20 protein-coding genes are annotated in these 23001 nt (G+C 63.7%); 9 read left to right on the top strand and 11 right to left on the bottom strand.

The genetic code is table 11. The features are described from left to right. Positions 1 to 11: 11 nt before the first annotated feature. The 3 genes from gyrA to JHX88_RS16230 all read right to left on the bottom strand — a co-directional run bounded on the left by gyrA (position 12) and on the right by JHX88_RS16230 (position 3965). Positions 12 to 2708, bottom strand: a complete 2697-nt coding sequence (gene gyrA, locus JHX88_RS16240; RefSeq protein ID WP_076524977.1) for a DNA gyrase subunit A — start codon at positions 2706 to 2708, stop codon at positions 12 to 14. 214 nt (positions 2709 to 2922) lie between these two features. Next, positions 2923 to 3390 (bottom strand): disulfide bond formation protein B, encoded by a 468-nt coding sequence (locus JHX88_RS16235; protein WP_076524592.1) that lies wholly within the window; start codon positions 3388 to 3390, stop codon positions 2923 to 2925. Then, positions 3387 to 3965 carry a YqaA family protein gene (locus JHX88_RS16230; RefSeq protein ID WP_076524590.1) on the bottom strand — a complete coding sequence of 193 codons (579 nt, stop codon included), beginning with the start codon at positions 3963 to 3965 and terminating at the stop codon, positions 3387 to 3389. Before JHX88_RS16230 ends, JHX88_RS16235 begins: the two co-directional genes overlap by 4 nt. Positions 3966 to 4085: 120 nt before the next feature. Between JHX88_RS16230 and ypfJ the strand changes: the two genes are divergently transcribed. Further along, positions 4086 to 4937, top strand: coding sequence for a KPN_02809 family neutral zinc metallopeptidase (gene ypfJ / locus JHX88_RS16225; protein WP_076524589.1), 852 nt, complete (start codon positions 4086 to 4088; stop codon positions 4935 to 4937). Between the two features lie 21 nt (positions 4938 to 4958). On the opposite strand, the gene JHX88_RS16220 is transcribed toward ypfJ, so the two are convergent. Then, positions 4959 to 5144: a hypothetical protein gene (locus JHX88_RS16220; protein WP_076524587.1), complete on the bottom strand. Its 186-nt coding sequence runs from the start codon at positions 5142 to 5144 to the stop codon at positions 4959 to 4961. Positions 5145 to 5213: 69 nt separating this feature from the next. Here JHX88_RS16220 and JHX88_RS16215 point away from each other — a divergent pair, with 69 nt between their 5' ends. Beyond that, complete coding sequence (locus tag JHX88_RS16215) at positions 5214 to 5678, top strand: type II toxin-antitoxin system RatA family toxin (protein WP_076524585.1); 465 nt, start codon at positions 5214 to 5216, stop codon at positions 5676 to 5678. Positions 5679 to 5967: 289 nt separating this feature from the next. Here the strand turns inward: JHX88_RS16215 and metK are convergent, their stop codons facing one another. The 7 genes from metK to JHX88_RS16180 all read right to left on the bottom strand — a co-directional run bounded on the left by metK (position 5968) and on the right by JHX88_RS16180 (position 14020). Then, entirely contained in the window at positions 5968 to 7146 is a 1179-nt protein-coding gene (metK, locus tag JHX88_RS16210) for a methionine adenosyltransferase (protein WP_076524583.1), read from the bottom strand. 3 nt (positions 7147 to 7149) lie between these two features. Further along, positions 7150 to 8538, bottom strand: coding sequence for an adenosylhomocysteinase (gene ahcY / locus JHX88_RS16205; RefSeq protein ID WP_272848063.1), 1389 nt, complete (start codon positions 8536 to 8538; stop codon positions 7150 to 7152). 132 nt (positions 8539 to 8670) lie between these two features. Further along, a complete protein-coding gene (typA, locus tag JHX88_RS16200; protein WP_076526785.1) occupies positions 8671 to 10491 on the bottom strand; it encodes a translational GTPase TypA in 1821 nt (606 codons plus the stop codon). A 343-nt stretch (positions 10492 to 10834) separates the two neighbouring features. Continuing rightward, on the bottom strand, positions 10835 to 11074 hold the full coding sequence (locus tag JHX88_RS16195; protein WP_076526784.1) for a hypothetical protein: 240 nt from the start codon (positions 11072 to 11074) through the stop codon (positions 10835 to 10837). Between the two features lie 233 nt (positions 11075 to 11307). After that, positions 11308 to 11733: a VOC family protein gene (locus JHX88_RS16190; protein WP_076526783.1), complete on the bottom strand. Its 426-nt coding sequence runs from the start codon at positions 11731 to 11733 to the stop codon at positions 11308 to 11310. 976 nt (positions 11734 to 12709) lie between these two features. After that, positions 12710 to 13465 (bottom strand): hydroxypyruvate isomerase family protein, encoded by a 756-nt coding sequence (locus JHX88_RS16185; protein ID WP_076526781.1) that lies wholly within the window; start codon positions 13463 to 13465, stop codon positions 12710 to 12712. A 6-nt stretch (positions 13466 to 13471) separates the two neighbouring features. Beyond that, positions 13472 to 14020 carry a DUF1285 domain-containing protein gene (locus JHX88_RS16180; protein WP_076526780.1) on the bottom strand — a complete coding sequence of 183 codons (549 nt, stop codon included), beginning with the start codon at positions 14018 to 14020 and terminating at the stop codon, positions 13472 to 13474. 64 nt (positions 14021 to 14084) lie between these two features. Between JHX88_RS16180 and JHX88_RS16175 the strand changes: the two genes are divergently transcribed. The 7 genes from JHX88_RS16175 to JHX88_RS16145 all read left to right on the top strand — a co-directional run bounded on the left by JHX88_RS16175 (position 14085) and on the right by JHX88_RS16145 (position 22967). Further along, on the top strand, positions 14085 to 15092 hold the full coding sequence (locus tag JHX88_RS16175) for an AAA family ATPase (protein ID WP_076526779.1): 1008 nt from the start codon (positions 14085 to 14087) through the stop codon (positions 15090 to 15092). Positions 15093 to 15099: 7 nt separating this feature from the next. Further along, positions 15100 to 15969, top strand: a complete 870-nt coding sequence (locus JHX88_RS16170; protein ID WP_272848062.1) for a DUF58 domain-containing protein — start codon at positions 15100 to 15102, stop codon at positions 15967 to 15969. Then, entirely contained in the window at positions 15969 to 18725 is a 2757-nt protein-coding gene (locus tag JHX88_RS16165) for a DUF4159 domain-containing protein (protein ID WP_076526778.1), read from the top strand. The genes JHX88_RS16170 and JHX88_RS16165 overlap by 1 nt, the downstream gene beginning before the upstream one ends. After that, positions 18722 to 20836 (top strand): hypothetical protein, encoded by a 2115-nt coding sequence (locus tag JHX88_RS16160; protein WP_076526777.1) that lies wholly within the window; start codon positions 18722 to 18724, stop codon positions 20834 to 20836. Before JHX88_RS16165 ends, JHX88_RS16160 begins: the two co-directional genes overlap by 4 nt. Positions 20837 to 20903: 67 nt before the next feature. Beyond that, entirely contained in the window at positions 20904 to 21383 is a 480-nt protein-coding gene (gene fabZ, locus JHX88_RS16155) for a 3-hydroxyacyl-ACP dehydratase FabZ (RefSeq protein ID WP_076526776.1), read from the top strand. Beyond that, the gene (gene lpxA / locus JHX88_RS16150; RefSeq protein WP_076526775.1) at positions 21376 to 22161 is read left to right on the top strand and encodes an acyl-ACP--UDP-N-acetylglucosamine O-acyltransferase; all 786 of its coding nucleotides are present in this window, start codon (positions 21376 to 21378) and stop codon (positions 22159 to 22161) included. The genes fabZ and lpxA overlap by 8 nt, the downstream gene beginning before the upstream one ends. Then, positions 22158 to 22967, top strand: a complete 810-nt coding sequence (locus JHX88_RS16145) for an LpxI family protein (protein ID WP_076526774.1) — start codon at positions 22158 to 22160, stop codon at positions 22965 to 22967. The genes lpxA and JHX88_RS16145 overlap by 4 nt, the downstream gene beginning before the upstream one ends. Positions 22968 to 23001: the final 34 nt, after the last annotated feature.

Below are 23001 nucleotides of genomic sequence, written 5' to 3'. Positions count from 1 at the left end.
CCGCCGAATGTTTATTCTTCCGCCTCGCCGTTGTCTTCGTCTTCGGCGTCGCTTTGCTCGGCGACACGGGCGACCGATACGACCACCTCGCCTTTCGCGGTGTTGAAGACCCGCACTCCGCCTGCAGAACGCGAACGGAAGCTGATCCCTTCCACCGGTACGCGGATCGACTGGCCGGTCGAGGTGGCGAGCATGATCTGATCATCCGACTCCACCGGGAAGCTGGCGACCAGGGGGCCGCCGCGCATCGCCTTGTCCATCGCCATCACGCCCTGACCGCCGCGTCCGCGGACGGAATAGTCATGGGAAGAACTGATCTTGCCCGCCCCCTTGGCGGAGATCGTCAGGATCAGGTCTTCGGCCGCCGACATCTCGGCATAGCGTTCCTGCGTGATGCTGCCTTCTTCGACCGTGTCCTCGTCCTCATCCGCCTCGGCCCCGTCATCCAGCGCACCGGCCACCGCGCGGCGCATCTTGAGATAGGCGGCGCGTTCGGCTGGATCGGCCTCGAAATGCCGGATGACCGACATGCTGACGACGCTGTCACCCTTGGCCAGTCTGATGCCGCGCACCCCGGTTGAATCGCGGCCCTTGAAGACCCGTACCGCGGTGGTGGAGAAGCGGATTGCCCGGCCTCCGGCGGTCACCATCATGACGTCGTCATCCTCGGTCGCCATGCGCGCGGCGACGAGGCTGACATCCTCGGGCAATTTCATCGCGATCTTGCCGTTCGAACGGACATTGGCGAAATCCGACAGGGCGTTGCGGCGCACATCGCCCTGCGAGGTGGCAAAGACGACCTGATACCTGTCCCATTCGCTTTCCGGCGCGTTCACCGGCATCAGTGCGGCGATGGAAACGCCCGGATCGATGGGCAGAATATTGACGATCGCCTTGCCTCTGGCGGTCCGCCCGCCAAGCGGAAGGCGCCAGGTCTTGAGCCGGTAGACCATGCCGTCGGTCGTGAAGAACAGCAATTCGGTATGGGTGTTGGCGACGAACAACGTGGTCACCACGTCGTCCTCCTTGGTTGCCATTCCCGACAGGCCCTTGCCGCCGCGGCGCTGCGCGCGGAATTCTGCCAGGGCAGTCCGCTTGATATAGCCGCCCGAGGTGATGGTGACGACCATGTCCTCGCGCTCGATCAGGTCCTCGTCCATCATGTCGCCGGACCATTCGGTGATCTCGGTTCGCCGCGGTACGGCGAAGAGTTCCTTCACCTCGCGCAACTCGTCGCTGATGATACCCATGATCCGCTCACGTGAAGCGAGAATCGCAAGGTATTCGCGGATAGCATCGGCCAGTTCCTGCAGCTCGTCGGTGACCTCCTTGACGCCGATCTGCGTCAGCCGCTGCAGCCGCAGGTCCAGAATGGCGCGTGCCTGCGTCTCGGACAGGTTATAGGTGCCGTCCTCGTTGATCGGATGCAGTGGATCGTCGATCAGCCGCAGATACTCGGCGATGTCATGCGCAGGCCAGCGACGCTCCATCAGCCGCGCCCGCGCCTCGGGTGCGTCGGCCGAAGACCGGATGGTTGCGACAACCTCGTCGACATTGCTGACCGCGACCGCCAAACCACAGAGAATATGGCTGCGTTCACGCGCCCGGCGCAACTCATAAGCCGTCCGCCGTGCAACAATCTCTTCACGGAAGCTGATGAAATAGGTGAGGAAATCGCGCAGCGCCAACTGCTCGGGCCGCCCACCGTTCAGGGCCAGCATGTTGCAGCCGAAATGGGTCTGCATGGGCGTGAAACGGAACAGCTGGTTCAGCACCACGTCGGGCGTCGCGTCCCGTTTCAGCTCGATCACCACGCGCACGCCAGAGCGGTCGGATTCGTCCTGAACGTTGGAAATTCCCTCGACGCGCTTTTCCTTGGCCAGATCTGCGATACGCTCGATCAGGTTGGATTTGTTTACCTGATAGGGGATCTCGTCCAGAACGATGGCGTAGCGGTCCTTGCGCGGTTCCTCGATATGGGTTTTCGCACGGATGATGACGCTGCCGCGCCCCTCCAGATAGGCCTTGCGCGCGCCGGAACGGCCAAGGATCAGCCCGCCAGTGGGGAAATCCGGGCCGGGAACGATCTCGAGGATGCGTTCGGTCGGCAGGTCGGGGTTTTCGATCAATGCCAGCGTCGCATCCACGATCTCGCCCAGGTTATGCGGCGGGATATTGGTGGCCATGCCGACGGCGATGCCCCCCGCACCATTGACCAGCATGTTCGGGAAGCGCGCGGGCAGAACCGTGGGTTCGCGATCCTTGCCATCGTAATTGTCCTGGAAATCGACCGTGTCCTTGTCGATATCCATCAGCAGGTAATTGGCCGGCTTGTCCATGCGCACTTCGGTGTAACGCATCGCGGCCGGGGGATCGCCATCCATCGAGCCGAAATTGCCCTGGCCGTCCAGCAACGGCAGCGACATCGAGAAATTCTGCGCCATCCGCACCAGTGCGTCATAGATCGCGCTGTCGCCATGCGGGTGGTATTTCCCCATCACGTCGCCGATGGGGCGGGCCGATTTGCGATAGGGCTTGTCATGGCTGTTCCCGGTCTCGTTCATCGCATAGAGAATGCGGCGATGAACGGGCTTGAGCCCGTCGCGCAGATCGGGAATCGCCCGGCTGACGATCACCGACATCGCATAGTCGAGATAGGATGTCCGCATCTCGGAAGAGATGTCGATCAACGGCCCGTCATGTGCCATGACCTGGCGCGGGCTGCTGCCGTTTTCGTCGCCTGTTTCCGGGGTTTCCGGCAGATCGTCTTCAGGAGTGTCGGCCACGTGAATTCCTCAACATCTTGTTGAGTTTCGGTATAGCGGACACGGTCGGTGGGAGCAATCTTGCACCCCGGGTTTTGCAGGGTTTCGCCAATAAACTTGGCCCGGCTGCCCCGCTCGGAGTGACTTGCCCGTGCTTTCAGCGTTCCCGGCGCGCCGCCATTCCCCAGACCACGGCAAGGCAGGCCGAAAACACCGCGTTCCAACTTGCCATGGACAGGCCGAGAAAGCGCCATGCCACCTCGTCGCAGCGCACCACCGGGGCTTCCTGCAGTTTCGACATCAGGTCTTTCGTCGACATGTTGGCGATATCACCGATTCCGCCCGAGCAATGCGAGGGGCCGGGCCACCATGCCATCTCGACTCCGCTGTGATAGATCGCGAGCCCCATCGCCACTCCGGCCGCGACCATCCCCAGCACGGCCAGCGCCCGGACCCGCCCTGTCAGCAGGATCAACCCGGCGATGATCACTGCGGCCAGATGCGGCCAGCGTTGCAGGATGCATAATTCGCAGGGCGCGTATCCCACCGCCTGAAAACCCAATGCGGCCAGCAGCAGTGCCGCCGATCCGCCTCCGGCGAGAAGAGCCAACCGAGTTGCGTTCATAGATACCTCAGCGCGACAAAGCCTCCGACGAGGCCGACCATGAAGACGGTGAAGACCAATCCCAACCGCCGCTCGATAAAGTCGCGGATGGGCGGTCCGAACCGCCACAGAAGCGCGGCGACGACGAAGAACCGTCCCGCGCGTCCGATGACCGCAGTCAGCACGAATAGCGGCAAAGAGAAACCCACGGCGCCTGAAAAGATCGTGATGACCTTGAAGGGAAAGGGCGTCAACGCGGCAAACAGCACTGCCCATCCGCCATATTCGGCGAAACGGGCGGCAAGCTGGTGATAGGCATCCTCCTTGCCATAGACAGTCAGCACCCACTGCCCGACGCTTCCCATCAGCGCCGCTCCGATCCAATATCCCAACAGCCCGCCCAACACCGATCCGATCGTCGCCACGGCCGCGATGATGAATGCCCGCGCCTTTCGCGCCAGCACCATGGGAATCATCAGCACATCCGGCGGGATCGGAAAGATAGAGCTTTCAATGAAACTGACCCCGAACAGGGCCGGCATCGCATGCCGATGCGCGGCAAGCCCCATGGTCCAGTCATATAGCTTGCGCAGCATGCGGTCCCTTTCGTTCCGGTCTCTGACTTGACGGCACGGGATCGGGTCGTCAAGTCACTTGCGAATGCGTCGCGCTGCTGTGATGATCCCGAGTCAGGATCAAACCGGGTGGGCAAGGCTATGAGATGGCGAGGCAGGCGCGGCAGCGGCAATATCGAGGATCGGCGCGGGATGCGCCGGACACGCGCCGGAGGTGTCGGCGTCGTGGGCATGTTGGCGGTTCTGGCGGTCGGCTATTTCTTCGGCATCGATATCACGCCCATCGTCCAGGGGCTGGATCAGGGGCAGCCCCAGCAGCAGCAAGACGCGCCGCTCAGCGAGGCCGACCAGGAATATGGCGAATTCGTCTCGGTCGTGCTGGCCGATACCGAGGAGGTCTGGGGGGCGATCTTGCCAGACCAGGCAGGTATCGATTACGCCGATCCGACCCTTGTGCTGTTCAGCGGCGCGGTGCAATCCGCATGTGGCGGGGCCTCGGCTGCGATGGGCCCGTTCTACTGCCCCGGAGACCGCAAGGTCTATCTGGATACCGATTTCTTCGACCTGATGGCGCAGCGGATGGGGGCGGGGGGCGATTTCGCCGCCGCCTATGTGATCGCGCATGAGATCGGCCACCATGTCCAGAACCTGACCGGAGTCCTGGGGCAGGTGAACTCGATGCGCAGCCGCGCCAGCCAGTCGGATTCCAACGCGCTGTCGGTGCTGACCGAGTTGCAGGCCGATTGCTATGCCGGCATCTGGGCACGTCAGGCGCAGGAACGTTTCGGCACGCTGGAAGAGGGCGATCTGGCCGAGGCCATGGGCGCCGCCGAAGCTGTCGGCGATGATGTCATCCAGGCCAATGCCGGTCGTACGCCGATGCCCGACAGTTTCACCCATGGCAGTGCAGAGCAGCGGCAGACATGGCTGATGCGGGGGTTCCGTTCAGGCGAGATGGCGCAATGCGACAGTTTCAAGGAGGCCGGGCTGTAGCGCAAGCGGCCAAAAATTGCTTCAGCGCGGCAAACGCCCTCCGCGGCCTCGCTCCATTGTCGCCCATTCGGGCCACCAGCCCAGTTTTTCCAAGGCGATGATGGCGATGCCGATGGCAATGATGGCCAGAACCAGCTTGACCATCCGCGCGCTTGGCGGGTGGCGCGCCCATTTCGATGCACGGATAAGCCAAACCAGGTTGTTCATCGCCTAAATATCCTGTTAGTGCCGTTGGACTAGCAAACAACCCGATCCGCCGAAACTCAAGAGTTCTCCTTGCCGCATCACCAGGACAATCGCGACCTTCCCTACACCGCCTGCCAGATGTTCGACCTCGTGGCAGATGTGGAAAGCTACCCTCAATTCCTGCCCTGGAACAGCGCGGCCCGCATCCGCTCGCGCCAGACCCGCCCGGATGGGGCAGAGGAGATCGCAGCCGACTTGGTCATCAGCTTCAAGGTCTTCCGGGAACGTTTCGGCAGCAGGGTCGTGCTCTGGCCCGCTGATCCCGAGACCGGGACCTTGAAGATCGACACCGAATATCTGGAAGGGCCTTTCAAGTATATGCGCAGCGGCTGGAGCTTCACCGACCGCCCCGAAGGTGGCAGCCGTGTCGAGTTCTTCGTCGATTTCGAGTTCCGCAACGCCATCCTGCAACGCTTGATCGGCGTGGTGTTTCACGAGGCCATGTCCCGCATCGTCAAGGCCTTCGAAGATCGCGCCCGTGCGCTTTACGGCTAGGGCGCGCCACCCTTACAACTGAAACGCTCACGAATTGCGTCGCCTGCGATGGCCGGAAGGGCTCTCCCCCCATTGCAGGCACATATTTCCAACCCATGGCGCGACCTGCCCGAACCTCTCGCCCGAGGTTCGGACTGGAAAACTGGGTTCAGTAAAGAAGAACGAGGCGGCACGAATTGGGAGGATTTCAAAACCGTGCGACCCTTCTTCTTCATCCAAATATCCCGGGGAGTCGCCGGAACGGCGACGGGGCAGAGTCCCGAAAGGCTGCTGCGCCCGTTTCGTGGAATCAGCTGACCGCCGCCTTCAGCGCCTCTGCCCGATCGGTCTTTTCCCAGCTGAACGCGATGGCGCCGTTCAACGTGTAGGGATCGCGCCCGAAATGGCCATAGCTGGCCGTGGGGCGATAGATCGGGTGCAGCAGGTCCAGGTCACGAATGATCGCGAAGGGGCGCAGGTCGAACACCTCGCGCACCGCCGCGACGATCCTGTCATGCGGAACAGTTTCCGTTCCGAAGGTATTCAGCGAGATCGAGGTCGGTTGGGCCTCGCCAATGGCATAGCTCACCTGGATCTCGCACCGGCTGGCCAGCCCCGCCGCCACGATATTCTTGGCCACCCAACGCCCCGCATAGGCGGCCGAGCGGTCCACCTTGGAGGGATCCTTGCCGGAAAAGGCTCCGCCGCCGTGACGGGCCATGCCGCCATAGCTGTCGACGATGATCTTGCGCCCGGTCAGGCCGCAATCGCCCACCGGGCCGCCAATGACGAATTTACCGGTCGGGTTGATCAGATATTTCGTCTCGCTCGACAGCCATTCGGTGGGCAGGACCGGCCTGATGATCTCTTCGATCACCGCCTCGCGCAGATCGGCCAGCGCGATATCCGGGTTATGCTGGGTCGATAGTACCACGGCATCGATGCCCTCGGGCCGGCCATCCGCGCCGTAACGCAATGTCACCTGCGATTTCGCGTCCGGGCGCAGCCATGGCAGGATGCCGTTGCGGCGAACCTTGGACTGCCGCTCGACCAGGCGATGCGCATAGGTGATCGGGGCGGGCATCAGCACATCGGTCTCGTCCGAGGCATAGCCGAACATCAGCCCCTGGTCGCCGGCACCCTGCTCTTCGAGCTTTTCGCGGTCGACGCCCTGGTTGATCTCGGGCGATTGCTTGCCGATGATATTGATGACCGAACAGGTCGCCCCATCGAAACCTACCTCGGAGGAATCGTAGCCGATATCATTGATGACCTCGCGCACGATCGATTCCAGATCCACCCAAGCGCTGGTGGTTATCTCTCCCGAGATGATCGCGACACCGGTTTTCACCATCGTCTCGCAGGCGACGCGAGCCCGTGCGTCTTCGGCCATGATGGCGTCGAGGATCGCGTCCGAGATCTGGTCGGCAATCTTGTCGGGATGGCCCTCGGAGACGGATTCCGAGGTGAACAGCGAATATTCGGTCATGGCTCAGTACCGGTAATGATCTGATTTGAAGGGGCCTTCGGGTGTCACACCGATATATTCGGCCTGCTCCGGGGACAGTTGTGTCAGCTTTACCCCGATCTTGTCCAGATGCAGCCTCGCGACTTTTTCATCCAGTGCTTTCGGCAGGATGTAGACGCCGGGCCGGTATTCATCGCCCTTGGTCCACAGCTCGATCTGGGCGAGCACCTGGTTGGTGAAGCTGGCCGACATCACGAAGGACGGATGCCCGGTCGCGTTGCCGAGGTTCAGCAGACGCCCCTCGGAGAGCAGGATGATCCGGCTGCCCGAAGGCATCTCGATCATGTCCACCTGATCCTTGATATTGGTCCATTTGTGGTTCTTCAGCGCCGCGACCTGGATCTCGTTGTCGAAATGGCCGATATTGCCGACGATCGCCATGTCCTTCATCTCGCGCATATGCTCGATGCGGATCACGTCGCGATTGCCGGTGGTGGTAATGAAGATATCGGCAGAGGCCACCACGTCTTCCAGCGTCACCACCTCGAACCCGTCCATCGCCGCCTGTAGCGCGCAGATCGGATCGACTTCGGTCACCTTCACCCGCGCACCGGCGCCGCGCAGGCTTGCCGCCGAACCCTTGCCGACATCGCCATAGCCGCAGACCAGGGCGGTCTTGCCGGCCATCATCGTGTCGGTGGCGCGGCGGATGCCGTCGACCAGCGATTCCTTGCAGCCGTATTTATTGTCGAATTTCGACTTGGTGACGCTGTCATTGACGTTGATCGCCGGGAAGGGCAGCAGCCCTTTCTTGTGCAGGTCATAGAGGCGGTGCACGCCGGTCGTGGTTTCTTCACTGACGCCTTGCAGCTGGTCGCGCTGCCTGGTGAACCAGCCGGGGCTTGCCGCCATCCGCTTCTTGATCTGGGCAAACAGCGCCTCTTCCTCTTCGCTGGTCGGCGTTTCGATCAGGTCGGTCTCGCCGGCCTCCACCCGCGCGCCCAGGAGGATGTAGAGCGTCGCGTCGCCGCCATCGTCGAGGATCAGGTTGGCGCCCTCCTCGAACAGGAAGATGCGGTCGCAGTAATCCCAGTATTCCTCCAGCGTTTCGCCCTTGATGGCGAAGACCGGGGTGCCCCCGGCGGCGATCGCGGCCGCGGCGTGGTCCTGGGTCGAGAAGATGTTGCACGACGCCCACCGCACCTCGGCACCGAGCGCGACCAGCGTCTCGATCAGCACCGCCGTCTGGATCGTCATGTGCAACGAACCCGCGATCCGCGCGCCCTTCAGCGGCTGCGCCGCGCCATATTCCGCACGAAGCGCCATCAGGCCCGGCATCTCCGTCTCGGCGATGTCAAGTTCGCGGCGGCCGTAATCGGCAAGCGAAATATCCTTGATGATGTGATCGGTCACGGGAATCCTGCCTTCTCGTCATGCATGGGTTGCGAGCGGGATAACGCATCACAAGCCGAAGCGGAATGCCCGTTTGGCGACAAGTTTACATATCGTCCCCGAAAAGGCTGTAAAGCGCCGATCCTGCCGGACTCACCCGTCGCTGCGGGCCTGCCGCTTGCGTTCATGCGGGTCGAGATGACGCTTGCGCAGCCTGATGCTCTTGGGAGTCACCTCGACCAACTCGTCGTCGTTGATATAGGCAATCGCCTCTTCCAGCGACAAACGCATCGGCGGGGTCAGCCGAACCGCGTCATCGGTGCCCGAGGCCCGCACGTTTGTCAGCTTCTTGCCCTTCAGCGGGTTCACTTCCAGGTCGTTGTCACGCGAATGCTCGCCGATGATCATGCCCTGGTAAATCTGTTCCTGCGCGCCGATGAACATCTTGCCGCGCTCTTCCAGGTTCCATAGCGCATAGGCAACCGAGACCCCGTCCTCCATCGAGATCAGCACGCCCTGGCGGCGACCCTGGATCGAACCCTTGTAGGACGCCCAACCATGGAAAATCCGGTTCAGCACACCATTGCCGCGCGTATCGGTCATGAATTCGCCGTGATAGCCGATCAGCCCGCGCGACGGCACATGGGCGATGATCCGGGTTTTGCCGTGGCCCGCCGGGCGCATGTCCACCATCTCACCCTTGCGGTCGCCGGTCAGCTTCTCGATCACCGCGCCGGTATAATCGTCATCGACATCGATGATGACTTCCTCGATGGGCTCCATCCGCTGACCGTCTTCCTCCTGGAAGATCACCCGCGGCCGGCTGATCGACAGCTCGAAGCCTTCGCGGCGCATGTTCTCGATCAGCACGCCCATCTGCAATTCGCCCCGACCCGAGACGACGAATGCCTCGCCCCCCGGCGTGTCATCGACACGGATGGCGACGTTTGATTCGGCCTCTTTCATCAGCCGCTCGCGGATGACGCGCGACTGCACCTTCTTGCCGTCGCGCCCCGCCAGCGGGCTGTCATTGATGCCGAAGGTGACGCTGATCGTCGGCGGATCGATGGGCTGCGAGGGCAGGGCGGTCTCGACCTCGGGGGCGCAGAGCGTATCCGAAACCGTCGCCTTGGTCATGCCCGAAATCGTGACGATATCGCCCGCCACGGCCTCGTCGATGGGTTGCTGGTTCAGCCCGCGGGCGGCCAGAACCTTGGAAATGCGGAACTGCTCGACCCGCTTGCCATCGCGGCTCAGCGCCTTCAGCGTGTCGCCCGCCTTGGCGCGGCCCGATTCGACACGACCAGTCAGCAACCGGCCAAGGAACGGATCGGCGCCCAGCGTGGTTGCCAGCATCTGGAACGGCTCATCCGCACGGCCAACCTGTTTCGGAGCATCGACATGGCGCAGGATCATGTCGAACAGTGCGGTCATGTCCTGACGCGGTCCGTCAAGCGCCTCATCCGCCCATCCCCCGATGCCGGATGCATAGAGATGCGGGAAATCCAGTTGCTCGTCGCTGGCGCCCAGATTGGCGAACAGGTCGAACACGTCGGTCAGCGCGTCGTCGGGCTCTGCGGCGGGCTTGTCCACCTTGTTCAACACCACGATCGGGCGCAGCCCGAGCGCCAGCGCCTTGGAGGTGACGAATTTCGTCTGCGGCATCGGGCCTTCTGCGGCATCGACCAGCAGGCAGACCCCATCGACCATCGACAGGATGCGCTCGACCTCGCCGCCGAAATCGGCATGGCCCGGCGTATCGACGATATTGATCCGCGTGCCCTTCCACTCGACCGAGGTCGCCTTGGCGAGGATGGTGATGCCGCGCTCGCGTTCGATATCGTTGCTGTCCATGGCGCGCTCGGCCACGGCCTGGTTTTCGCGGAAGGATCCCGATTGCCTGAGCAACTGGTCAACCAGCGTGGTCTTGCCGTGGTCGACATGGGCGATGATGGCGATATTGCGGGTGTCCATTTGGGTAGCCTTCCGGTTTGCGCCGCTGCCCTAGCCGAGCGGCGGAGGAAAAGCCAGCCGAAAGTGATCCTGAGCGAAGAACGGGAACGGGTTCTATGCGCCATGCAGCTGTCCGCCACCGATCATTCGCCCGTCCAAAATCACGGCATGCAGTGCCGCCGGGCATGATGCAGATGAAGAATGCCAGGGCAGAGGCCCTTGGCCATATTCGGAGATCCGGCTGCCAAATACCGTTTCGTCATCATGGCAGCCGCGATACGAGACGCCGCATCGGAACTGGACGGCGCCAAGCGGTTCTCGATCCCGGTTGCCGTGACATTCCCCTTCGTCAGCGGCCCCTGGTTCAGAGGCCGAGAATCTCTTTTGCCTCGGCCAGCGCGTCGACCGCGGCCTGGTGATCGCCGGTCTCGTGCTCGGTCTCTCCGAGGGCGCGCAATTCCTTCACCCTTGCAAGCTCTTCTTCAGAGAGCGAGGCGGTTTCCAGCGCGGCGTCGATCTGGCTCATATCCGCAGGACATTGGAAGGCAAGGGCGGGACTGGCGGCAAACGCGGCGAGTGCCAGGGCAAGGCTCAGGCGTTTCATGGCATTGTCTCCTTTCACATGTCGTGACAGTGGCGGAACTATAGCACATGCGCATGCATGAGAGATAGCGCGGCGGGTGCTGTGCCGATAACGGCCGCTTCGCGTCTCCTTGCCCAAGGCCGGTCGGTGGGGTCGATGGCCTGACAAGCCCCCGCCGTGGCTGGCCACCCGCAGACCCGGTGCCCCGCCTCGCCGGACATGCTTTGACAGGTCGCCAGCTAGCCGCAGGATTATCACTCTTCGGCCGGCAGCATTTCCGGGTTCCACACGATCTCCCAGAGATGCCCGTTCGGGTCCCGGAAATATCCCGCGTAGCCGCCGTAGAACGTATCCTGTGCGGGTTTGATGATATCCGCACCGGCCCGCTTCGCCGTATCCAGAATCGCGTCCACCTCTTCCCGTCTGTGAACATTATGGCCGATGCTGAGCGAGGTCGAACTGACCGGCAGACTGGGCAGCCCGGTGTCATGGGCAAGATCCGCCTGCGCCCAGATTGCCAGCTTGAGGCCGCCGGACAGTTCGAAAAAAGCAACGGCACCATGTTCGAACTCTTGCCCGACGATGCCATCGGTCGGCAGACCGAGTCCGTCACGATAGAACGCAAGCGACTGCTCCAGATCGGCAACGCCTAGTGTCAGAACGGAAATACGAGGTTTCATGTCCAAGCCCTTTCTATCGGTGTCCGCACCATGCGGTCACCCTGATAGTCTTGGGCCATCGCCATCGCGACAGAAGGACCCGCTTTGCGGGGGCCGGGCCAACCGTCCCGAACCTAACCTGTTTCAGACAGTCGAGATTCTATGAGGGGCCATGATGTGTGTCAATGTTTCGCTTCGCCGTCATCCGGTTGAACGCGAGATGACTGTCGGCGATAGCGACCGGATTGAGCCCAGATTACCGTTTAGGGTTAGCTCAGATGCCAAGCACTGTAGAGCCCTACACCAAGTGCCAACACAGCGAGTAAGAGCCATACGACCCCTGATTGCTCGAAATATACGACACCCGCGTCGTCGTCGAAGCACCGGCCGAGTTCATTGAAACAACTGCGCCATTTGAAATACTCGACGTAGTACAAGTACCCAAAAGCGAATGCGAGCCCGAGAGAAACCAAGGAAAATATCTTTCTGATCATCTACTAGCCCCCATAAATCACTGCCGAAAGCTTAGTACTTAGGCAGTCAACTTCAAAGTCTGCTTCGTCCGCAAATCCGACATTCCCGCCGCAGTCGGAACCCGCCCAATCAGCCCTCACGAACTCGTGATGTCTCCGCGTCCAATGCAACAGCGGTGTACGCCCTGTGCACATGTTGTGCACACGCGGTGTACGCATTGTGCAATGGATTTCCCAGCAAATGCTGGTCAAGCCGCGTGCGTTGCGGCGAGCGTTGCATCCGACCGGCGTGCGCAGCCGTTGCACGCCGTCCCTCGGGTGGGGCGGCGAAGCCCCGCCGCCTCGGTTCAGCGCAGCCCGAGGAAGGACAGGATGAACAGCACCACGACCACGAGACCGATGATATAGATGATGGAGTTCATGTGTCGGCTCCTTTGTTGCCATTGTCAGTAGCAGCTTTCGCCGCGTTCTCCAGGAGGTAACGGGTGGAAATCGATCCGGTTCCCCTGCGCGGCATGGTTCGGTCACCCAAGCGGCAGCCAGCCCAACCCGTTTTCGGTCAGGTGTTCGGGGTCGTATTCCGCGCTTACCCAACCGCGATAGCCCGAGGCGTCCAGCTCTGCGAAAAACGCCGGATAGTCGATTTCTCCGCCCGCTGGTTCGTGGCGGCCGGGATAGCCCGCAATCTGGATGTGCCTGATAACAGGGGCATATTTTCGCCATGTCCCTATCGCGTCGCCGGTGATTGCTTGGGCGTGATAGGCGTCGAATTGCAGTCCCAGGTTCCGCACGCCGAGTTCGGCGATGATTCCCGCCGCCAGATCGAAATCCGCCAGGAAATAGCCGGGCATATCTGTCCGGTTGATGACCTCGATCGTGAGACTGGCATGCGGTGCGCGCTCGGCGGCCCAGGCAAGGTTGTCGATGAATGTAGCCCGTGCGTCGCGGTCATTTGTCGTGCCGGCCATGATATGAATATGCCGCGATTGCAGCGACCTCGCAAAGCGCAGGGCCCGGTCGAAATCCTGGCGAAAGCGTTCCTCGAAGCCCGGAACCGCAGCGAATCCCCGCGGGCCGCCCGCCCAGTTCGGAGGCGGGGTGTTGATCAGCACGATCTCCAACCCCGCCTTGATGGCCTTGCGCGACAGCGTGGCGGCGGGAATGTCGTAGGGAAACAGGATCTCGACGCCGGTGAAGCCGGCCTCGGCAGCCGCCGCGAAGCGTTGCTCCATGGGAATTTCGGTGAAAAGCTTGGTGAGATTCGCTGCAAAATGCGGCATCGAGCATCAGAACTCCAGCGCGAAGAACTGCCCGCCCGAACGGACGCCCGCACGCCCATCCGGCCCGTCCTCGGCGGCCGCGGCCAGCCGGTAGAATGTCTTGCGGTCTATCAGGGCTTCAAGCCCCGCACGGACATGAACATAGGGCCGCGGCTCGGCCTTGTCGCCGCGAATGACGATCGGGTGATCGGTATCGGCGATCACCTCGTCATCGACATTGGTGGTGAAGGTGATCCGGTCCGGTGCGATATCGGCATCGATGGCGATAAAGGGCGCATCCTCGACGCGGATGCCCACCTTTTCTACCGGGGTCACAAGGAAGAACTTGTCATCCTCGCGTTTCAGCACGGTCGAGAACAGCCGCACCATCGCGGGCCGCCCGATCGGCGTGCCCTCGTAGAACCACGTCCCGTCGGCGCGAATCTCCATGTCCAGATCGCCGCAGAATGGCGGGTCCCACAGATGCACCGGCGGCAATCCGCCTTTTTTGGCCGCCTTGCTGGCAGCGGCGGCAATTCCGTCGGCGCTCACATTATTGTCAATCTGATCCGGCATTCGATATGGTCGCCCCTTGATGACTTCCCTATGCTCCGGTCTAGAGCAGCAGAAGGGCATTGTCATGACTTCGGATGAAATTCTGGTGCAGGAGGTCGAGGCGCTCGGGCAGCGCCTTGCCGAGGCACGCAGCAGTATCGAGCGGCGCTTTGTCGGACAGCACGCGGTGGTAGAGCAGGTTCTGGCGGCGATTCTGTCGGGCGGTCACGCGCTTTTGGTCGGTCAGCCGGGGCTGGGCAAGACGATGCTGGTGGACACGCTGGCCACCGTGCTGGGGCTGGATAACCAGCGGGTGCAGTTCACCCCCGACCTGATGCCCGCCGATATCCTTGGATCGGAAGTGCTGGACGTGCTTACCGATGGCAGTCGTGCGTTCCGCTTTATCGAAGGTCCGGTGTTCACCCAGCTTCTGATGGCCGACGAGATCAACCGCGCCTCGCCCCGCACGCAATCGGCGCTGTTGCAGGCGATGCAGGAGCGCGAAGTGACGGTAAGCGGTCAGCATCGGCCGCTCGGGCGACCTTTCCACGTGCTGGCGACCCAGAACCCGATCGAGCAAGAGGGCACCTATCCGCTACCCGAGGCGCAACTCGACCGGTTCCTGCTACAGATCGACGTGGATTATCCCGACCGCGACACCGAGCGCGACATCCTGCTGGCCACGACGGGAACGGATGAGGGCTCCGCACATGCGGCTTTCGATGCCGAGGGACTGATTGCGGCGCAGCGGCTCATTCGCCAGATGCCGGTGGGCGAGGCCGTGGTCGAGGCGATTCTCGACCTGGTCCGTGCCAGCCGTCCCGGCGCGTCGGAAGCCGAAAGCGGCATTGCGGACACGCTGATCTGGGGGGCGGGCCCGCGCGCGGCACAGGCGCTGATGCTGGTGACACGGGCGCGGGCGGTGCTGAATGGCCGCTTTGCGCCGACGCTCGAGGATGTCGAAGCGATGGCTCCACCGGTCCTTCGTCACCGCATGGCGCTGTCTTTCGCGGCCCGTGCCCGTGGCGAAAGCATCGATGGCGTGATCGACCGGCTGGTCGGGCAGCGGCTGAATTCCAGTCAGGCGGCGTGAGGCGGCTTTGGCACTGACCACCACGGAACTTCGCGCGCAGGCGCAGGCCGCCAGCGCCCATCTGCCCGGCCTGATCCTGTCGGCCGAGCGCCTGGCGGCGATGGTCGCCCCCGGTGCGCATGGCCTGCGCCGGGCCGGTCCGGGCGAGGATTTCTGGCAATACCGTCCCGCGACCCACGGCGATACGGCGCGCAGTATCGACTGGCGCCGCTCTGCCCGCTCGGATTCGCAATTCGTCAGGGATCGCGAGGCGCAGACGGCGCAGGCCGTTGTGCTATGGGCCTCGGGTGGGCAGGGAATGACCTATTCCGGCGCGCAGGACCGGCCAAGCAAGCGCGCGCGCGCGCAATTGCTGACGCTGGCGCTGGCCATGGTGCTGTTGCGTGGCGGCGAGCGGGTCGGGCTGCTTGGCCAGCCCGCCCGGTCGGGGCGGGTGCAGGCGGAGCGGCTGGCCGAAGGGCTGATCAACGCCGTTCCGGCCAAGGGAGATGAAGACGCCCCCTCGCCAAAGGCGCTGCGACCGAACCAGCGCCTGGTGATCCTCTCGGATTTCCTGACCGATCCGGCATGGCTCGAGGCCCTGCTGACCCGTGCGTCGGGGCTGGGCGTCCGGGGCGTGTTGATGCAGGTGCTGGACCCGGACGAGGAGAGTTTTCCCTATTCCGGCGCGGTGCTGTTCCGCTCGCTCTCGGGGGCGGTCCGCCATGACAGCCGTGATGCTGCGGGACTGCGCGACGCCTATCAGGCGCGCCTGGCCGAACGCCGCGATTGGTTGCGGGCGCAGGCCGAAAGCGCGGGCTGGCATTTCGGACATCATACGACGGACCGTGCCCCGGCACTCGCGCTGAGCTGGCTCTACCAGGTGCTGGAGGGCTGATGCTGATCCTTGGTCCCATCGGTTTCGCAACCCCCTGGGTGCTGTCGGCGCTGGCCGCGCTGCCGGTGCTGTGGCTGATCCTGCGCGCCACGCCGCCCGCACCGCGGCGCGTGGCCTTTCCGGGCGTCGCCCTGCTGCTTGGATTGGCCGACAAGACGCCGGTCGCTCGTCGCACCCCATGGTGGCTGCTATTGTTGCGGCTGCTGGCGGTGGCCGCGCTGATCCTTGCCTTTGCTGGACCGGTCTGGAAGCCGGTCCCGCGTGCGAGCACGGACGGGCCGCTGCTGGTGGTGATGGATGCGGGTTGGGCAGCTGCGCCCGAGTGGGCGGCTCGTCAGACACGGGCCGAGCGGGCGCTGACCGAGGCGGCCTCTGATGGTCGTCCCGCCGCGCTGCTGCTCGCCGATGGGCAGGATGGTTCGGAGCCGCTGATTTTCGCCCCCGCCGATACATTGCTGGCCAGTCTGCGCGCGGCACAGCCGGTCTCGTGGGAGACGGCGCTGCCCGATGATCCCGAGGCGCTGCTGGCCGACCTGCCGGATGGTTCCCTTTCGACGCTGTGGCTCGCGGATGGCCTGGATCATCCGAATCGCGCCGAGTGGCTGGAGGCGCTGACCAGTCGGGGAACCGTTACCGTGGTGCCGCCCGCTGGCCCGGTGCGCTCGCTCGGCTTGCATGGCGGCGACACGCCTTCGTTGACGCTGACCTCTTCGGACGATGCGGCGCCCGAGATACTCGCCATCGGACCCGATCCACAGGGAATCGAACGGGAGCTGGCGCGCCTGACTCCCGGTGACGCGGTGACCGAGGCAGGGGTGACGACCCGTCCCACCGCCATCGATCTGCCGCCCGAGCTGCGCAACCGCGTCACCCGTTTCCAGCTCGAAGGCGAGGCACATGCCGGGGCCGTCGTGCTGGCCGATGATCGCGTCAAGCGGCGCAAGGTCGGGCTGGTCGGCGACGCGGATGCCCATGCAGAGGGGCAGCGGCTGCTGTCGCCGCTTTACTACCTGCGCCGCGCGTTGGCTCCCACGAGTGACCTGGTCGAGGGGGGCTTGGGCGATGTGCTGGACAGCGCGCCCGATGCGATCATCCTAGCCGATCAGGTCGATATGGCAGAAGTCGGCGAACTGGCCGAATGGGTCGATGCGGGCGGATTGCTGATCCGTTTCGCCGGGCCGCGCATGGCAGGATACGAGGGGCTGATGGACGAACCGCTCTTGCCCGTGACATTGCGGCAGGGCGGGCGCGATATCGGCGGGGCGCTGAGCTGGGGCGATCCGCGCGGGCTGAAACCCTTCGACACCGATGGACCCTTTGCCGGGCTGGCACCGCCTGAGGACGTCACCGTCCGCGCGCAACTGATGGCGCAGCCCTCTCCCGAACTGTCCGAGCGCAGCCTTGCCTCGCTGAGCGACAATACCCCGCTGGTCACGCGTGATCGTCTGGGGCAGGGGCAGGTGGTGCTGTTCCATGTCACCGCCAATGCCGAATGGTCGAACCTGCCGCTCTCGGGCCTGTTCGTGCGAATGCTGGAACGCCTGGTCGCCACCGCCCGCAGCAGTCCGGCGGAGGAGCAGGCGGACGACCGCGAACATCCGTTCTGGACGCCCGAGACCGTGCTGGACGGTTTCGGCCAATCGCGCCCGGCTGAAGACCTGGCGCCAGTGCCCTCCGAGGATCTGGTGAAAGGGACGGGTCCGGATCGTCCGGCAGGTATCTATGCCGCCGGGGAACGGCGGGTGGCGCTGAATGCGGGCGGTGATTTCGCCATGGCGGACTGGCCTGGCGCCATGCTCGAAAGCCACGGTGAGGCATCCGGGCGAAGCCTCAAGGGCTTCCTGCTGGCCGCCGCTGCGCTGATCCTTGCACTGGATGTGTTGGGCTCGGCGGCTTTGGCGCGTGGCGGGCGGCTTGCAGCGGTCCTGCTGATCGCATTGTCCGGTCTGTCCGGAGAGCGCGCCGCGGCGCAGGAACGGGCTCTTGATCCCGAATTGATCCGTGCTGCGGATGAGGTCGCGCTGGCCTATGTCGAGACCGGGGACGAGGAAATCGACCAGACCTCTTACGAGGGGCTGCGCGGATTGTCGCAATCACTGCGGCAACGGACCTCGGTCGAACCAGGGGAGCCGATCAGTATCGATCTCGGAGAGGACGACCTCTCGGTGCTGACGCTTCTCTATTGGCCGGTGACCCGGGACCAGCCGATGCCATCCCCGCAGGCATACCTACGGCTGAACCATTACCTGCGGTCAGGTGGCATGATCCTGTTCGACACCAGAGACGGGGATATTGCCGGTGTGGGTGGCCCGGATATGTCGGAATCGTTGCAGATGCTGGCTTCGCCGCTCGAGATTCCGCCGCTCGCGCCGGTTCCCGAGGATCACGTCCTGTCCCGCAGCTTCTACCTGCTGGAGGATTTCCCGGGTCGTTGGCAAGGCCACCCGGTCTGGGTTGAGGCGCCTCCGGTCGGGGCAGAGGCACATGAGGGTGTGCCGTTCCGGCAGCTCAATGACGGAGTCAGCCCGGTGGTAATCGGCGGCAACAGTTGGGCCGAGGCCTGGGCGATCGATGAAAACGGCTATCCCAGTTTTCCCATCGGCGGAGGCTGGGAAGGGGAGCGTCAGCGCGAAATGGCCTATAGGTTCGGCATCAACCTGATCATGTATGTGCTTACGGGGAACTACAAATCCGATCAGGTGCATGTACCCGCCCTGCTTGATCGCCTGCGCGCGGAAGAGGAGCTTGCCCCATGACCGCGCTGCGTTTCGATCCCGCATTGCCTTGGTGGGCCATCGCCGCATTGGCCGGGCTCGCGCTGCTGATTGCCGGCTTTGCGCTGTGGCGCGGGCTGCGTGGATGGGCATGGCGAGGATTGGCGGGACTCGCCGCGGCGGCGGCCCTTGCGGGCCCGGCTCTGGAGATGGGGAGCCGGGCGGGCCTGTCGGATATCGTGATCCTTCTGGATGATCGCAGCGCCAGCCAGGATTTGCCTGAGCGTGGCGATCAGACGGATGCCGCAATCGAACGGCTCAGCCAGCAGATTTCGGCCCTGCCGAATACGGAATTACGGCGGGTCACCGTGGGCGACGATCCCGACGGCACCTTGCTGGCCACCGCGATTACCCGCGCAGTCGCGGCGGAACCCGAGGGACGGCTTGCCGGGGTGATCGCCGCCACCGATGGCCGAATCCATGACCCCGCCATGTTGCCCGCCGATCTGCAGGCGCCGTTCCATACGTTGTTGACCGGACGCCCGCAGGACTGGGACCGCCGCCTCGTGATCGAAGAGGCACCGGCCTTTGGCATGATCGATCAGGAGGTGACGATCCGCTTGAGGGTAGAGGATCAGGGCGAGGTGCCGCCCGAAGCCGCGACCGGATCGGTCGGACTGCGGATCAGCGTCGATGGCGAGGATGAACAGGTCTTCGCCGTGCCCATGGATCGCTCGCTGGAACTACCCGTGACGCTTGGACATGCCGGGCAGAATGTCGTCCAGGTCGGTTTCGACGCGCCCGAGGGCGGCGAGTTGACCGACCGCAACAATACGGCGGCAATCAGCATCAACGGTGTGCGCGACCGACTGCGTGTCTTGCTGGTATCCGGAGAACCCCATGCCGGCGAGCGCACCTGGCGCAACCTGCTGAAATCGGACGCGGCGGTCGACCTGATCCATTTTACCATCCTGCGCCCGCCCGACAAATCCGACGGTGTGCCGGTAAATGAATTGTCGCTGATCGCCTTTCCAACGCGGGAATTGTTCCTGGAGCGGATCGACGATTTCGACCTGATCATCTTCGACCGCTACCGCGTCCGGGGAATCCTTCCGCCCGATTATTTCCGCAATATCACTCGCTACGTGGAAAATGGCGGCGCGATCCTCGTGGCGGCGGGGCCGGAAATGGCCAGCGTCGAAAGCCTGAACCTGTCGCCCCTGGGATCGGTCCTGCCGGCACGTCCGACGGGCAGGGTGATGGACCAGCCGTTCACGCCCGCGCTGACCGAGGCGGGGCGGCGCCATCCCGTGACTTCCGGCCTGCCCGGGGCGCCAGAGGACGGTGGCGGCGAAACCTGGGGCCGCTGGCTGCGCATGGCCGAGGTGCAGCCGAACCCGGAGGCCGAGGTGGTGATGACCGGCACCGATGATTTGCCGCTGCTGGTCATGGACCGGGTCGGAGAGGGGCGCGTGGCCATGCTGACCTCGGATCAGGTCTGGCTCTGGGGGCGCGGTTTTGAGGGCGGCGGGCCGCAGTTGGAAATGCTGCGGCGTATCGCGCATTGGTCGATGAAGGAGCCGGAACTGGAAGAAGAAGCCTTGCAGGCCGATGTCTCCGGCCTCGATGTGCGCTTTACCCGGCGAACCATGGAGGATCGGGCCGGACCGGTCAGGATCACCCACCCTGATGGCGAAACCGAGGAACTTGCGCTGGAAGAGGCCGGGCCGGGCCGGTTCACGGCCGAATGGACGGCTCCCGCGCCAGGGCTCTACCGGCTGCGGGACGGCGAATTGCGCCGTGTTCTGGCACTTGGGCCCGCCGCGCCGCGCGAATTCGAGCAGACGGTCGCCAGCGGTGAAGCCCTGTCTCCATTGGTCGAGGCAACCGGTGGGGCAGTGATGCAGCTATCGGATGGCGTGCCGGATCTGCGGACGGTCGTCCCCGGGCGTTCCACGCATGGTCGAGGCGTCAGCCGCGACTGGATCGCCATCACCCCGCGCGAGGCCGCAACCGTCACCGGCTTGGAACGAACTCCGTTGCTTCCGGGTTGGGTGTGGCTGATACTGATTTCGGGGTTGATCCTCGCGGGATGGCTGACAGAGGGCCGGGCAGGCAGTGGCTCGCTGACAGAAAGGCGGGCGGGTGACTGATCCGGCTTAAGCTTGCCATCCCACGGGCTCGTTGATACCTCGGGAAAAATTGCCGCAAGGAACGCTCATGGTCGATGAAAAGCGCAACCCCGCACCCTATACCGAAGCCGATCTCGGCCTAATCAAGCGGATCATTCCGCATCGCTACCCGTTTTTGTTCATCGACAAGGTGCGGGACATCGTGCCTCATGAAGGCGGTGTGGGTATCAAGAACGTTACTTGCAACGAACCGCATTTCCAGGGGCATTTTCCCAGTCAGCCGATCATGCCCGGCGTGACGATCATCGAGGCGATGGCACAGACTTCGGCAGTGGTTGTGGGCGTCAGCATGGATCTTATCGACAAACCGATGCTGACCTATTTCATGGCCATCGACAAATGCAAGTTTCGTCGCATGGTGGTGCCGGGCGATGTTCTGGAACTGCAGGTGACAGCCACGCGCGGCGGCGGCAAGATCTGGAAATTCGAAGGCCGCGCAACGGTCGAGGGCCAGCTTTGCGCACAGGCCGAATTCACCGCGATGATGGATCTGAAAGCCGATGGCTGAAACGAAAATCCACCCCTCCGCGGTCATCGAGCCCGGTGCCGAGATCGGCGAGGATGTCGAGATCGGTCCGTTCTGCGTGGTCGGACCAGAGGTTCGGCTGGCGGATCGGGTGGTGCTGAAATCCCATGTCGTGGTGACTGGCGAGACGTCTATCGGCGCGGAAACGGTGGTGTTTCCCTTTGCCTCGATCGGTGAGATTCCGCAGGATCTGAAATTCCGGGGCGAGCGCGCGCGGCTGGAGATCGGCGCGCGGAACCGTATCCGCGAATATGTTACGATGAATCCCGGCACCGAGGGTGGCGGGGGCGTGACTGTTATTGGCGATGACGGGTTGTTCATGGCGGGCGCGCATGTTGCCCATGATTGCCGGATCGGCGACCGGGTCATCCTGGTCAACAATGCGTCGGTCGCCGGGCATTGCATGCTCGAGGATGACGTGATCGTCGGCGGGCTCTCGGGTGTGCATCAGTTCGTCCGCATCGGCCGTGGGGCGATGATCGGCGCGGTGACGATGGTCACGGCGGATGTCATTCCCCACGGCCTGGTCCAGGGCCCGCGCGGTCACCTGGACGGGCTGAACCTTGTCGGCCTGAAGCGGCGGGGGGCCAGCCGGGCCGATATCGCCGCGCTTCGCGATCTGCTGGGCGCATTGGGGCAGGGATCGTTCCGCGACACCGCCCGCGCCCGAGCCGAGGATGATACCACCGCATTGGAGCGTGACGTGCTGGACTTTATCCTCGGTCCGTCCGACCGCTCATTCCTGACAATGAAATCATGACCCGCACCGCAGTTATCGCCGGGCAGGGAGCGCTCGCCCCCGCCGTCATCGCCGCGCTCGATGAACCGCTGGTCTTCGCGCTGGAGGGATTCGCTCCCGATATGCCGGCCACGCCCTTCCGGTTGGAACGGCTGGTTCCCTTTCTCGACGAATTGCTCGAACGGGGCGTGCAGAAGGTGGTTTTCGCCGGTGCCATCCGCCGCCCGAGGCTGGATCCCGAGGCCTTCGATCCCCGCACGGCGCAACTGGTGCCCCGTATCCTGACGGCGATGCAATCCGGGGACGATGCGGCGCTGCGCGAGGTGCTGGATGTCTTTGAAGAACATGGATTTGCGATTTGCGGCATCGAAGACATCATTCCCGAGCTACTTCCCTCGCAAGCGGTGCTGAGCGGAAATCCGACCGAGGCTGATCGCCGGGATGCAGAACAGGCCGCCAATATCCTGTCGGGGCTGGGACCGTTCGATATCGGGCAGGGCGCCGTGGTGGCGCAAGGATTGTGCCTTGCCATCGAAACCTTGCCCGGAACCAGGGCGATGCTGGAATTCGCCGCCGCTCATGCCGGGCTGCGGCCCAACCCGAACGGCGCGCGAGGAGTGTTCTACAAGGCCCCGAAACCCGGTCAGGATCGCCGCGTCGATCTGCCGACGCTCGGTCCGGACAGTGTCACGCAGGCGGCATCGGCAGGGCTTGCCGGGATTGCATGGCAGGCGGGCGGGGTGATCCTGCTCGATCGGGACGAGGCAATTCGTCGCGCCGATGCGGCAGGGCTGTTCTTATGGGCGCGGGAAGATTCGGATATTTAGATGAAGAAGAAGGGTTGGAGTCTTCTTCTTCATT

Origin of the sequence: Paracoccus saliphilus (genome assembly GCF_028553805.1) — a bacterium.
In the GTDB taxonomy this organism is placed as follows: domain Bacteria; phylum Pseudomonadota; class Alphaproteobacteria; order Rhodobacterales; family Rhodobacteraceae; genus Paracoccus; species Paracoccus saliphilus.
This window is presented reverse-complemented; position numbering and strand designations above follow the sequence as displayed.